Here is a 12,216-nt window from a genome sequence, read left to right as displayed (position 1 = left end):
TTGAGAAAATTGGTGAGCAAATGACATCCGCAACTACTTATGCGGTGATCGACTTAGAAACAACCGGCACCAGCGTCGATGCTGGTGACCGGATCATCCAGTTCGGCTGCGCGCTGATGCGTGACGGCCAGATTTTGACGACCGTATCGCAACTGGTCAACCCAGACCAACCCGTGCCGCCGGCGATCCAAACGCTCACCGGCATTGCGTCGGGCGACCTAGTGGCGGCCCCGTACTTCGAGGACATCGGGTATATGGTCGAGGACCTGCTGGCGGACACGGTGGTCGTGGCGCACAACGTGAACTTCGACTACCCGTTCCTGAGTGCAGAGCTGACCCGCATCGGGTTGCGGCCACTGGTGAATCCGGCCATCGACACGGTGGAGCTTGCGCAGATCCTGCTGCCGACGCAGGCGAGTTTTCGCCTCAGTGACCTGACCGAAGCCCTGCACATCCCGCACGCCGACCCACACCACGCCGACTCCGATGCCTTGGCCACCGCCAAGCTCCTTTGGCAGCTTCAGGCCCGACTGCAGGCACTGCCCGCGCACACCCAGCAACAGCTGGCTGCGATGGGGTCGGCCCTGACGCGCCAAACGGGCGACTGGCTCCGCCAACACGCGGTGGTGACGCAACCGCTGGCGGAGGGCCTGCAGCAGGTGGGGGCCTTTTGCCTGCGCCGGCCGACACCGCTGACCACCACCCTGCACGGACCCGGGGCATACCCGCTCACGGACAAGGCCAAAAAACGCCTGCTGACGCCGACCTACAAGCTGCGCCGGGCGCAGGCCAAGATGATGGACGCCGTGTACGCGAATGCCACAGGGGCGCAACTGCCCCTGATGATCGAGGCCGGCACCGGGCTGGGCAAAACGTTCGGCTACCTGTTGCCGTACGCGTATGTCTGCGATGAGAATCAGAAGCTTGTGGTCGCCACGGCCACCACGGTGCTGCAGGAGCAGCTGGTCACCGGAGCGCTCCCGGCCCTTGAGGCACTGCTGGGCCGCCCCTTGCCGACCGTGCGCCTCAAAAGCGCGCGCCACTACCTTGACTTGGGCAAATTCGCCGCCGAGTTGCGCGATCCGGCCCCCAACCGCCTGACCCGCCTGCTGCAGCTGCGTCTGTTGGTGTGGCTGACGCAAACCACGACAGGGGACCTGGATGAGTTACACCTGACCAACTACAAGGCGCCGCTGTTTGCACGCGTGCGGCACACCCCGGGCCAGCCCGCAACCGGCCCGTACGCTGCCAGCGATTTTTACCAGCGACTGCTCACACAGGTCAAGGACGCCACGGTGGTGGTGACCAACCACGCGTACCTGGCGCGCCACTTCGCCGACCTGCAGCTCAGTCAGCCGCCGTTTCTGGTGGTTGATGAGGCGCAGCACTTTGCCGACAACGCGGCCCCGGCGTTTTCCCACCGCATCGACTTACGGGGCCTGCGCCTGGCGCTCAGCCACCTCAAGGAGTTGATCAACCGCACCAGCGCCCGTAGCCTGAGCCAGATCTATGCGGACAATGGGCTCGTCCAGTACCAGCTGAGCAGCACCACCACGACCCTTGACGCATTGATCACGCGCATCAGCGCGCTACAGGCGACCCTGTATGCGCACTTGTTTCACGGGGAACTCCCCACCGGCCACGTCGAGAAAATGTTGATGCCAGAGCAAGTGGACTGGCTCTTGACGGCTGTTGAGGCCCCATTGACGATGATGACCGCCCGGCTGGACGCCTTGGCCGCCGTGTTTGACACGCTGACCGCTGACTTTGCGGCCCACGCCGATCGGTTCTTGGTGGGGGACGCCGCCGTGTTTGACGCGGTAAGCAGCACCATGAGTGGCCTAAACGCGCGCCGCGCCGCTCTGGCGGCGCTTGATCCAACGGCGATGCGTCAAGGGGCCGGGGGCGTCACCTGCGCCACACTGACGCAAGGCCATGATGTGACCAGCCTGGCGATCACATGGGACCGCTTCGACGTTGCCCAGCCGCTGCAGGCCGCCCTGGCGCACTTCTTGGCCCCGCTGTTTGTCGGGGCCACGCTGACGGTGGACCGCTCGTTTGACTTTCTCGCGCGCCAACTCGGCTACGCGCCACTGCCAGAACCACAGACGCTGCGCCTGCGCAGTCCGTTTCATTACAAGCAGCAGGCGGCCGTATTCTTGGCCGAAGACGCGCCCAACGCTAACGACCTGACCGAAACCGAGTACGCGGATTACCTCGCCACAACGATCGCGGCGCTGGCGGATAATGACCACCAAACCATCGCACTGTTCACGTCACTGCGCACCATTCAAGCCGTGTACGCCCGGCTCGTCAACAGCCCACTGAGCCAGCGCAAGGAACTGCTGGCCCAAGGAGTGACAGGCTCTGCCGAGAAAATCGCCAAGCGGTTTGCCTTGGCGGACAATGCACTGCTGCTCGGCGCGGCCAGCTTTTTTGAAGGGATCGATTATCCCGCCAAACAGCTAGAGCAGGTGATCCTGACGCGCCTGCCGTTTGACGCACCGGACGAGCCGGTCACCAAGGCCCGCTACATCGCCTTGCGCCAGGCCGGCCAAGACGCGTTCAAAGTCGACGCGCTGCCACGGGCCACACTGCGGTTCCGTCAGAGCTTTGGCCGGCTGATCCGCACTGAGCACGACCGAGGTGTGTTCGTCTGCCTCGATCCGCGGTTGACGCGCACCCCGTTTGGCCGCAAAATGGCCAAGAGCCTGCCCAACCTCAAGCCTGTCACGTTGCCGCTGGCCGAACTGCAGCCACTCGCATTGGCCTGGCTTGAGGGCCACGACATCAGAAAAGAGGGAACACATGCGTAGAGCAACTCGTCAAAAATGGCAGCGCCGCGCCTGGCTCATCGCTGGGCTGGTGGTGCTCATGGCCGTCATCGGCGTGTGGGTCAAAAGCACCGCCCCAAGGCGGGCGGCCCGCGCCACTGCGGTGCGGATCGCAGCGACGCAAGCGAACGTGACCGACATCACCAATTTTTACTGGGACACCCAGCGCGAATCCTACTTTGCCGTCGCGGGGAAAAACGCCAAGCGCCAGCCAGTGTTCGTGGTCATTCGGGAGAAGACCAAGCAATTCCACGTTCTGCGCCGCGCGGCGGGCGTCAGCAAGGCGCAAGTCGAGGCCCGCGTGCAAGCGGACTATGCGCCGCGCCGCATCACCAGCATCGGCATCAGCCAACGCGGAAAGAAATTCGTCTGGGATGTTGGCTATCGGACAAATTCTGGTAAACTTGGATACGTAACGTACGATTTTGCCACCGGCAACCAGGTTGCGGCGATCCGCAATCTGTGACCGGACTCAAAGGAGTGGCCAAAGTGCATTTAGCAAAACGAATCATCAGTGTCGCACCCAGCGCAACGCTTGCGGTCAGCAATCTGGCCAAACAAATGAAGGCAAAAGGCGAAGACGTCATCGACCTATCCATCGGGCAACCCGACTTCACGACGCCGGCCTTCATTGCAGACGCCGCCAAAGCCGCCATCAACAGTGGGGCCGCCTCTTTTTACACCGCGGCGACCGGCATTCCGGCGCTCAAGGCGGCCATCGCCGGCCACGTGGAGCGCCAAACCGGCGTCCACTACACGACCAAGCAGATCGCTGTCACCACCGGGGCCAAGCTGGCGCTGTATGGCCTGTTTCAGGTTCTGCTAGACCCGGGCGAAGAGGTCCTCATCCCGCTACCGGGGTGGGTCTCTTACGTTGAGCAGGTACGCTTGGCCGGTGGGGTGCCGCGGCCGGTGCCAAGTCATGCGCACTTCAAGGTCACCGTTGATGACCTCGAGGCGCAGCGCACTGCCAAGACGCGGGCGTTGGTGATCAACTCGCCTGCCAACCCAACCGGCACGATCTACACCAAGCAGGAGCTGACCTTGATCGGCAACTGGGCCTTGCAGCACGACATCCTGGTGGTGGCCGATGATATTTATCGCGACTTGCTGTTCAACGGCGCGGCGTACACCAGCATGATCGAGATCGACCCGGAGATCACCAAGAATACGGTGCTGATCTCCGGTGTCTCCAAATCGTACGCGATGACTGGCTGGCGCATTGGGTTTGCCGCTGGTCCGGAAAAGCTGATCAGTGCCATGGCCACGCTGTTAGGCCACGCCACGGGGAATCCGACCACTGCGGCGCAGTACGCCGCCATCGCCGCGTTTGACAGCGACGGCCGCTCGGTGGAACAGATGCGCCTGGCCTTTGAGGACCGGCTGAACACCCTCTACCCGCTGGTGACGAAGGTGCCGGGCTTTGACTTGCCGGACAAGCCGCAAGGGGCCTTTTACCTGTTCCCGAACGTGAAGCGGGCGGCCCAGCTGACCAACTACAATTCGGTGGATGATTTTGTCAGCGCACTGCTGGCCGAAACCGGTGTCGCCATTGTCCCAGGGCGGGCGTTTGGCATGCCGGACCACGCGCGGCTGAGCTACGCGACCGCCAAACCCGACCTGATCGAGGCCGTTGCACGCATCAACGCCTTCGTCGGCGCGAACTAACCAATAACCAACGTGCGGCGTGGGTCGCATGAATCAAAGGAGTAAGACATGACAGAACAGATTCGCATCATTGAAGCCAAGGATCATGTGGGGGAAGTCGTCCGCATTGGGGCCTGGTTGACCGATAAGCGCTCCAGCGGCAAGATCGCCTTCCTGCAGCTGCGCGATGGTTCCGCCTTTTTCCAAGGCGTGGTCTTGAAAAACGAGGTCGCAGAAGCCGTGTTCCAAACCGCCAAGGACATGAAGCAGGAAACCTCCATGTGGCTGACTGGGGAGATCCACGAAGACAGCCGTAGCCACTTCGGCTACGAAATGGAAGTTCAAGACATCGAAGTGATCGGCAGCTCCGAGGACTATCCGATCACCCCGAAGGAGCATGGCATCGAGTTCCTGCTGGATCACCGTCACCTGTGGCTGCGCTCCAAGCGTCAGTTCGCCATTCAGCAGATCCGCAACGAAATGATCCGGGCGACCTACGAGTTCTTCAACAACGAGGGCTTCATCAAGATGGACCCGCCGATCCTGACCGGCTCCGCACCGGAAGGGACCACGGAACTGTTCGAAACCGAGTACTTCGACAAACCCGCCTTTTTGAGCCAGTCCGGCCAGCTGTACGCCGAAGCCGGGGCCATGGCTTATGGCAAGGTCTTCACCTTTGGCCCTGTGTTCCGCGCCGAAAAGAGTAAGACCCGCCGCCACCTGACCGAGTTCTGGATGATCGAACCCGAGATGGCCTTCATGCACCAGGCGCAAAGCCTGGAGATCCAGGAACGCTACATCGCCTTCCTCGTTCAAAGTGTCATCGACAACTGCGCCTATCAGCTCAAGCTGATCGACCGCGATATCGAGACGCTCAAGCAGTACACGAAGCTGCCGTTCCCGCGCATTCGCTACGATGAAGCCATCGAGATGTTGCAAAAGGCCGGCTTTGACGTGAAGTGGGGGGATGACTTCGGCTCACCGGAGGAAACTTACCTGTCCGACCAGTTCGAACAGCCGGTGTTCGTGCTCAACTACCCGAAGGCCATCAAGCCCTTTTACATGCTGCCAGAAGAAGGGCGCGATGACACGTATGTCTGTGCCGACCTGCTGGCGCCAGAAGGCTACGGTGAAATCATCGGGGGCTCCGAGCGTGAGGTCGACTATGACAAGCTTAAGGCCGCGATCGAAGCCAAGGGCCTGGATCTAGCGGAATACGAGTGGTACCTCGACCTACGCAAGTACGGCAGTGTGCCGCACGCCGGCTTTGGGCTCGGGTTCGAGCGCGCCATCACCTGGATCTGCCACCTCGACCACTTACGCGAGGCGATCCCATTCCCACGCATGATCAACCGGCTCAAGCCGTGATCCAAACAGGCTGAGCCGTCGCTCAGCCTGTTTTGCGATTCATCAGCGGGAGTGGTCCCGCTGAGTTAGAAAGGACCCTGCCAATGGATTTGACTGATTATTTGCAGGCTGGGACGACCAGCGTTTCAGACGCGCTGTTTGCCCATTTTGCCGAGACAGCGCTGACCCACCAAGAGTTCGTCGTCTACCTGTTTTTGACCCAGTGGACGCAACATCACCGTGAGACCCCGGATCTAGCGGTGCTGGCTAAGGCGACCAAACTGCGTCCGCAGGAAGTGTTCACCGTCATTCAGAACCTGATCACGAAGCAGGCGATTCAGCTGGTCAGCCAAAAAGACAGCAGTGGCCGCACTGTAGACCACTACGATGTGACGCCGCTTTTGGCGCAAGTGCTGACTCCGGTCAACCAAACGACGGTGACGGCAACCGAAACGGTCGGTCAGGCGGTTTTCAGCCAGATCGAAGTCGAGTTTGGCCGCCCTCTGTCTCCGATCGAGCAACAGACGATTCACGACTGGCTGACGGTGGACCACTACGCCCCAGAGATGATTCAACTGGCACTCCGCGAGGCCGTGCTCAACCGCGTGTACTCACTGCGCTACATGGACCGCATCCTGATCGACTGGGAAAAACGCCACCTGACCACGCCGGCCGCCGTTCAGGAAGAAAAGACCCGCCACCTCGGACTATAGGAAAGGAGACCCGCCATGGAAGACACCCGTGCCGTCGCCTTATTGCACCTGGTGATTCGCCTGTATCCTGGCGTTTTGCCAACGCTTAACGCGGCCGATCCGTTTCAGATCCTGATCGCCGTCCTGCTGTCCGCCCAAACCACCGATGTGGCGGTAAACGCGGTCACGCCCAAGCTGTTTGCGGCGTACCCAACGCCGGCGGCAATGGCGGCGGCCACACCGCAGGCCATTGAACCATACATTGACCGGCTCGGCCTGTATCGCAATAAGGCCAAGTACCTCCAGGCCCTCAGTCAGGCGCTGGTCGACCACTACGATGGGGCCGTCCCGCGCGACTTCAAAGCGCTGGTGAGCCTCCCCGGCGTGGGGCCGAAAACGGCGACCGTTGTGCGTACCGATGCATTCAACATCCCCGGTGTCGCGGTGGATACCCACGTTTCGCGCATCATCAAGGGCTTCGGGATTGCCCCCCAAAGCGCGACCCCGACCCAGATTCAGCACCGGCTCGAGGCGTTGATGCCAGAAACCACTTGGATCAACCTGCACCGTGCGCTGATTCGGCTAGGGCGCGAGTGGCTGACCGCCCGCGCGCCTCAGCTGCCGCCGGGCCCAGAGTGGGCGGCGTACGCCCGCGACTATGCCCCGCTGAACGACCAGAACACGCTTAAGGAGGCGCCTCATGACTGATCAGATTCTCCCATCGACCCGACATATCACTCGCGAGTCCTGGGACCACTACTTTATTAAGCTCGCAACGACCATTGCGGAACGCTCGACCTGTGAGCGCGCGACGGTGGGGGCGGTGCTGGTGATGGCCCATCGGATCATCGCCACCGGCTACAACGGCAGTATCGCAGGGGACCCACACTGCGATGAAGCGGGCCACTTGATGCGCGACGGGCATTGCATTCGCACGCTGCACGCCGAAATGAATGCCATTCTGCAGTGCGCGGAAAACGGCGTCTCAACGCGCAATGCGACCGTGTACGTCACCTTTTTCCCGTGCTTGAACTGTACCAAGGCCTTGATCCAGGCCGGGGTGACCAGCGTCTATTATGCGCACGATTACCACAACGATCCGTATGCGGTGGACTTGCTCGCCTCGCATGGCGTCACGGTCATCAAGCTCTAAGCAACCAAAAATCGCGCCCCTCATCATGAAGGGGCGCGATTTTTGGTGCTGCGGATTCAGCTTGCCTAGCGCTGACCGCCAGGGTCTGTCCCACCGGGCTCACCAGAGGAGCCGGTGGCCGCGGAAGAACTACTTTTGCTTGGCTCACTGGACGCGTCACTCGGCGTGCCACCACTGCTAGGCTGCTCACTACTGCTTTCGGTGCTGATCACACTGCTACTTTCGCTGCTGGTCGTGCTACTGGTGCTGGTCGAGGCGCTGGACGATGACGTGCTACTAGAAGCCGTCACGGCCTTTTGCGTTGTCGGGCCATACCCCCGCACGTAAAGCTCACGGGTCGTGCCGCTGGTATCACCCGACACCGCGGTGCCAGGGTCGCTGCCGGTGAGGATGTGCGCAACCACGACATTCGCCGGCTTGACCCAATCCTTGTTGGGTTGATTCTTCGTGGTATAGCGCATCAACGCGCGGTAGATGCGCTTTGGAATGGCCTCCTCGGCAGGGGAGATACCATTTTGCTGCGCCTTATCGTAACCGATCCAAACACTGGCCACGCGCGTTTGCGTGTAACCGGTGAACCAGGAATCCTTGACGCGGTTACGCAACCCGCTGTTGTTAGCGAACTCCTCATCGCTGTAGTTCGTCGTCCCGGTTTTGCCCGCCTGATACAGCCCGCTGATCTGCGCCAGCTGCCCGGTCCCGCGGCTGATGACCCCTTTGAGCATATCCGTGACCATGTAGGCCGTGCTCGACTTCATCGCCCGCGTGCCGGTGTTGTCAAAATTGATGGTTTTGCCATCAGCCATCACGACCTTTTTGACATAGCTTGGCTTGTAGTACGTCCCACCGTTGGCCAGCGCCCCATAGGCGGCCGCCTCTTGCTCGGTGGTGACCGATGCCCCGATCCCGCTGGCGTAAACTTGCTGGTCAGCCGGGAGGGTGATGCCCAATCCCTTGAGGAAGTTGAGGGAGCGGCTCAGGCCGACCTCGTCCAGCACCTTGATGGCCACAATGTTACGCGACAGCTCCAGCGCCTTGCGAATCGAAATGCGGCCGAGGTAGTCGCGGTCCACATCGTACAGTGGGGTATTCGTGCCCGGGTAGCTGTACGGGGTGTCGTCAAATTGCTGGTAGGTGGAATAATTCAGGTACTCGATGGCCGGGGCATAATCCATCAACGGTTTCATGGTGGACCCGTTGCTGCGGTCGTTGCGCGTTGCCCGGTTGTACGCGAGGCGAACATCCCCAGTTTTGCGGCCACCGATCTGGGCGATGATGGCCCCAGTCCGTGGGTCGCTGAGGGTGACTGCGGTTTGCATCTTATCATCGTTGAAGCCGATGGTGTCGGTGCTGTTCACGATGTCGTAGAGTTCCTTTTGGGTGTCATAATCCATATTGGTGTAGATCTTCATGTTGTCCGTGTATGGATCGTTGCCCGTTTTTGCCTTGACCTCCTTGATGACCGAGGTGAGGTAGGAGTCGATCACTTTATCGACCGCAGACTCGTTGGTCGTGGTCGTTTTCGGCTTTAAGCCGTCCGTGATCGGGGTGGCCTTGGCCTTAGCGGCATCGCTTTGGCTGATCTTATCATCGCGCAACATCGCGCCCAGCACGGCATCACGCCGCGCCTTGGCGCGGTCGGGATAAACGTAGGGGTCATAGCCTGCCGGTGACTGCGCCAGGCCTGCGATGAATGCGGTTTGGCCCAGCGTCAGCTCGCTCAACGACTTGCCGAAGTAATACTGCGCGCCAGTCGCCATGCCGACCTGGCCGTTGTTCATGTACACCTTGTTAATATAAAACTCGAGAATTTGCTCCTTGGAGTAGGCGCGCTCAACCTTCATGGCTAACCACGCCTCCTGCGCCTTACGCTTGATGGTCTGGTCAGAAGCCTTCGTGGAGAACACCGTCAGCTTGACCAGTTGCTGGGTGAGCGTGGAGCCCCCTTCGAGCCCGTTGAAGTTCCCGGTGAGCCTGGCTTTCACGTTGCTCAGCGCGGCACCGGCGATCCGAATTGGGTCGATCCCCAGCGTCTCGCTGTAGAAGCGGCGGTCCTCAATGGCGACCACCGCGTCTTTGAGCTGCTGGGGAATTTTATCCGCGGTTGCGTAAACGCGGTTTTCCGTTCCCAGATTCGTGATCGCTTTCCCGTTCGTGGCATAGAACACGGTACTCCCACCACGCATCAGATCAGCTTTGGTCACGGCCGGTGCGTCCTTCGCGTACCAGGCGAACAGCCCCAGTCCGGCCACGAGCACCGCCACAAAGGCGAGGACAAGCACCTTGAACACTTTCATCACGCGCCCACTTTTTTTCTTTGGCGTGGGGCGGTCTTTGCGGGTGCGTCGAGACGCGACCCGCGACGGCGTTGTCTTTGCCATTAGTCAGTTCCTCTTTTCGTTTGGATCAACCACTTGACACCTTCAAGGTAGGGAATCAAGGGTTGCAGTTGCGCGTGGAGTTCAAAGCCGTGCGCCTCGATTTCGCTCAGCGGGATCGACTTGCGGCCGTCTGCCTTGGCCGCCTGCCAGAATCCATTCAGGCAACTCGCCGGGTAGACGAACAGCCGGTGTAAGGTGACAAACCGAATCACGACAAAACAGATCCCGCCTTGCGCTAAGCAAGCATTAAAATGCGCCACCTGATGGGGGTGGAAGTTTTTGAGCGGGAAACTCTGCTTATTCTTGGTTTCCTTGGCATCAAAATCGAGGTAGTGGCCCTGGTAAACGCCGTTATAGTCCGTCGTGGAAGGTGTCTTGAAATAGGCCTCGCGCACCACGGCCTGCGCCCGCGACGGGTAGTCCACCTTAACGATCTGCAAGGGGGTGGGTTTCTTATACACCACGGCCTGCTGTGTCTCGCGGTAGTACTGGTTGCTTTGGTTCAGTTCCTCTTCTAGCGTCATACCGCGCCCGCCGTACTCGACAGGCTGGGCCGCCGGTATTTGCGCCGCGGCAGAATAGGGCTTACCATTGGGATAATGAATCGGCATTTGGATCACACTCCTAGTGCTATTATACCAAGGACGGCCGCTTTGGCCTAATCAATTGAGGTGAAACGATGGGCACACGCTTATGGTTAACAGGCTATCGAAGTTGGGAGCTGAACGCCTACGGGCAGGAGGACCCCAAAATCACGGTGATTAAGTATGCGTTAAAAAATCGGCTGGTGCCCCTGCTGGAGGATGGCGTCGACTGGGTGATCACCGGGGGCGAACAGGGCGTTGAGCAGTGGGGCGCGGCCCTTGCGATGACCCTTAAGCCGGATTTTCCCATGTTGCAGGTCGCGATGATGCTGCCGTTCACCGATTTTGGTCACCAGTGGAACGAAGCGAACCAAGCTACGCTCACGGCGCTGACGGCGCAGGTCGACTTTACCGGGCACACCTCGAGTCACCCGTATGAATCCCCGCAGCAATTAGCCGGCTACACGCGCTTCATGGCCACTCACACCGACCAGGCGCTAATGGTGTACGACCCGGACTTTGACGGCAAGCCAAAGTTCGCCTATCAGGCGGCAGTGGCGGAGGGCAAACGGCGTGATTATCCGGTTTCGCTCATCAGCATGCCCGACCTGAAAGAAGCCGCCCGCGCGTATGGGGAAGCTCAGGCTGCCCTGCACGACGACTTTTAGGCACGCAAATGCCGGTGTGACGCATTTTTTCATTTTCAAAGCAAGGGGAGTATGGTATGCTTAAAGCATCCTGTGCTTAGGGAAAATGACGAGGTGTTCGGTGATGGAAAACAACAACGAAGCAGCATTCAATCTGCAGCTTGACGCTAAGACCATCTTGGAGAAGAGCTTCAAGACCAAGGTTCGTGGCTACGACGCTGATGAGGTCGATGAATTTCTCGATCTGGTGATCAAGGACTACGAGGCCTACAACGCAGAGTTGGACCGGCTCAATGAGGAAAACGCACGCCTGCGCAGCCGCGTGGACGAGCTGACCAAACAGCTGAGCGTCTCCAAGAGCGTCGCTGCCGCCACGCCATCGCAACCGAGTGCCAGCGCGACCAACTACGACATCCTCAAGCGGCTGTCAAACTTGGAGCGTCACGTTTTCGGGAGCAAACTGGCCGATGGTGGCCAGAAACCGACCGATTCCACGGGGATCGACCGGTATTAACTGTCGCGATCAGCTTGCAGATCACGAGTAATCGCGCCTGACATCTGTCAGGTGAGGAAAGTCCATGCCCGCACAAGCTGCGATGCTTGTAGTGTTCGTGCCAGGCCCAATAAGCCTGGGTACCGGGTGACCGGTAACGGCGGTGGCGCCTGCTAAAGCTTCGGCCATGCAGACGCGCCTGAAAGTGCCACAGAGACGATGCCACTGGGAAACCAGCGGACTGGAACGGGTAAACCCCGCGAGCGAGTAACCCAAACTTTGGTAGGGGCGCAAGACCTAGGGAATTGAACCGATGGTCCCAACAGTGTAACAGCTGAGATAGATGATTACTGAAGGTCGGGGTTTGCCTGAAGCCCGACCCGAACAAAACATGGCTTATAGGGGTCTGCAAGCAGGCACAGTCCGAGTTCGCTCGGG

General features: G+C 60.2%; 11 protein-coding genes and 1 other RNA gene. 10 read left to right on the top strand and 2 right to left on the bottom strand.

Going from position 1 to position 12,216, the window contains the following annotated elements; genetic code table 11:
* The first annotated feature begins 20 nt into the window (after positions 1–20).
* From EKM88_RS04165 to EKM88_RS04135, 7 genes are all read left to right on the top strand, one after another.
* Positions 21–2,816, top strand: coding sequence for a helicase C-terminal domain-containing protein (locus EKM88_RS04165; RefSeq protein WP_125703425.1), 2,796 nt, complete (start codon positions 21–23; stop codon positions 2,814–2,816).
* Positions 2,809–3,300 carry a cell wall elongation regulator TseB-like domain-containing protein gene (locus EKM88_RS04160; RefSeq protein WP_125703423.1) on the top strand — a complete coding sequence of 164 codons (492 nt, stop codon included), beginning with the start codon at positions 2,809–2,811 and terminating at the stop codon, positions 3,298–3,300. Before EKM88_RS04165 ends, EKM88_RS04160 begins: the two co-directional genes overlap by 8 nt.
* 23 nt (positions 3,301–3,323) lie before the next feature.
* The gene (locus EKM88_RS04155) at positions 3,324–4,502 is read left to right on the top strand and encodes a pyridoxal phosphate-dependent aminotransferase (protein ID WP_125703421.1); all 1,179 of its coding nucleotides are present in this window, start codon (positions 3,324–3,326) and stop codon (positions 4,500–4,502) included.
* A gap of 48 nt (positions 4,503–4,550) precedes the next feature.
* Positions 4,551–5,849, top strand: coding sequence for an asparagine--tRNA ligase (asnS, locus tag EKM88_RS04150; RefSeq protein ID WP_125703419.1), 1,299 nt, complete (start codon positions 4,551–4,553; stop codon positions 5,847–5,849).
* A gap of 83 nt (positions 5,850–5,932) precedes the next feature.
* Positions 5,933–6,541, top strand: coding sequence for a DnaD domain-containing protein (locus EKM88_RS04145; RefSeq protein ID WP_125703417.1), 609 nt, complete (start codon positions 5,933–5,935; stop codon positions 6,539–6,541).
* 15 nt (positions 6,542–6,556) lie between these two features.
* Positions 6,557–7,228, top strand: a complete 672-nt coding sequence (locus EKM88_RS04140) for an endonuclease III domain-containing protein (protein ID WP_125703415.1) — start codon at positions 6,557–6,559, stop codon at positions 7,226–7,228.
* A complete protein-coding gene (locus EKM88_RS04135; protein ID WP_125703413.1) occupies positions 7,221–7,673 on the top strand; it encodes a deoxycytidylate deaminase in 453 nt (150 codons plus the stop codon). Before EKM88_RS04140 ends, EKM88_RS04135 begins: the two co-directional genes overlap by 8 nt.
* Before the next feature lie 65 nt (positions 7,674–7,738).
* Here the strand turns inward: EKM88_RS04135 and EKM88_RS04130 are convergent, their stop codons facing one another.
* Complete coding sequence (locus EKM88_RS04130) at positions 7,739–10,054, bottom strand: transglycosylase domain-containing protein (RefSeq protein WP_125703411.1); 2,316 nt, start codon at positions 10,052–10,054, stop codon at positions 7,739–7,741.
* The gene (gene recU / locus EKM88_RS04125; protein ID WP_125703409.1) at positions 10,054–10,665 is read right to left on the bottom strand and encodes a Holliday junction resolvase RecU; all 612 of its coding nucleotides are present in this window, start codon (positions 10,663–10,665) and stop codon (positions 10,054–10,056) included. Before recU ends, EKM88_RS04130 begins: the two co-directional genes overlap by 1 nt.
* Before the next feature lie 68 nt (positions 10,666–10,733).
* Here recU and EKM88_RS04120 point away from each other — a divergent pair, with 68 nt between their 5' ends.
* The 3 genes from EKM88_RS04120 to rnpB all read left to right on the top strand — a co-directional run bounded on the left by EKM88_RS04120 (position 10,734) and on the right by rnpB (position 12,182).
* On the top strand, positions 10,734–11,306 hold the full coding sequence (locus EKM88_RS04120; RefSeq protein WP_125703407.1) for a DUF1273 domain-containing protein: 573 nt from the start codon (positions 10,734–10,736) through the stop codon (positions 11,304–11,306).
* A gap of 103 nt (positions 11,307–11,409) precedes the next feature.
* Entirely contained in the window at positions 11,410–11,799 is a 390-nt protein-coding gene (gene gpsB / locus EKM88_RS04115; protein WP_125703405.1) for a cell division regulator GpsB, read from the top strand.
* Positions 11,800–11,818: 19 nt separating this feature from the next.
* An RNA gene (rnpB, locus tag EKM88_RS04110) (RNase P RNA component class B) lies at positions 11,819–12,182 on the top strand.
* The last annotated feature ends 34 nt before the right edge of the window (positions 12,183–12,216 follow it).

The organism is Lacticaseibacillus daqingensis, from assembly GCF_003946115.1.
Taxonomy (GTDB): domain Bacteria; phylum Bacillota; class Bacilli; order Lactobacillales; family Lactobacillaceae; genus Lacticaseibacillus; species Lacticaseibacillus daqingensis.
This window is presented reverse-complemented; position numbering and strand designations above follow the sequence as displayed.

Coding starts and splice junctions, on each gene's coding strand:
- EKM88_RS04165 (WP_125703425.1), top strand. CDS start 21: ATGACATCCGCAACTACTTATGCGGTGATCGACTTAGAAACAACCGGC.
- EKM88_RS04160 (WP_125703423.1), top strand. CDS start 2,809: ATGCGTAGAGCAACTCGTCAAAAATGGCAGCGCCGCGCCTGGCTCATC.
- asnS (WP_125703419.1), top strand. CDS start 4,551: ATGACAGAACAGATTCGCATCATTGAAGCCAAGGATCATGTGGGGGAA.
- EKM88_RS04145 (WP_125703417.1), top strand. CDS start 5,933: ATGGATTTGACTGATTATTTGCAGGCTGGGACGACCAGCGTTTCAGAC.
- EKM88_RS04140 (WP_125703415.1), top strand. CDS start 6,557: ATGGAAGACACCCGTGCCGTCGCCTTATTGCACCTGGTGATTCGCCTG.
- EKM88_RS04135 (WP_125703413.1), top strand. CDS start 7,221: ATGACTGATCAGATTCTCCCATCGACCCGACATATCACTCGCGAGTCC.
- EKM88_RS04130 (WP_125703411.1), bottom strand. CDS start 10,054: ATGGCAAAGACAACGCCGTCGCGGGTCGCGTCTCGACGCACCCGCAAA.
- recU (WP_125703409.1), bottom strand. CDS start 10,665: ATGCCGATTCATTATCCCAATGGTAAGCCCTATTCTGCCGCGGCGCAA.
- EKM88_RS04120 (WP_125703407.1), top strand. CDS start 10,734: ATGGGCACACGCTTATGGTTAACAGGCTATCGAAGTTGGGAGCTGAAC.
- gpsB (WP_125703405.1), top strand. CDS start 11,410: ATGGAAAACAACAACGAAGCAGCATTCAATCTGCAGCTTGACGCTAAG.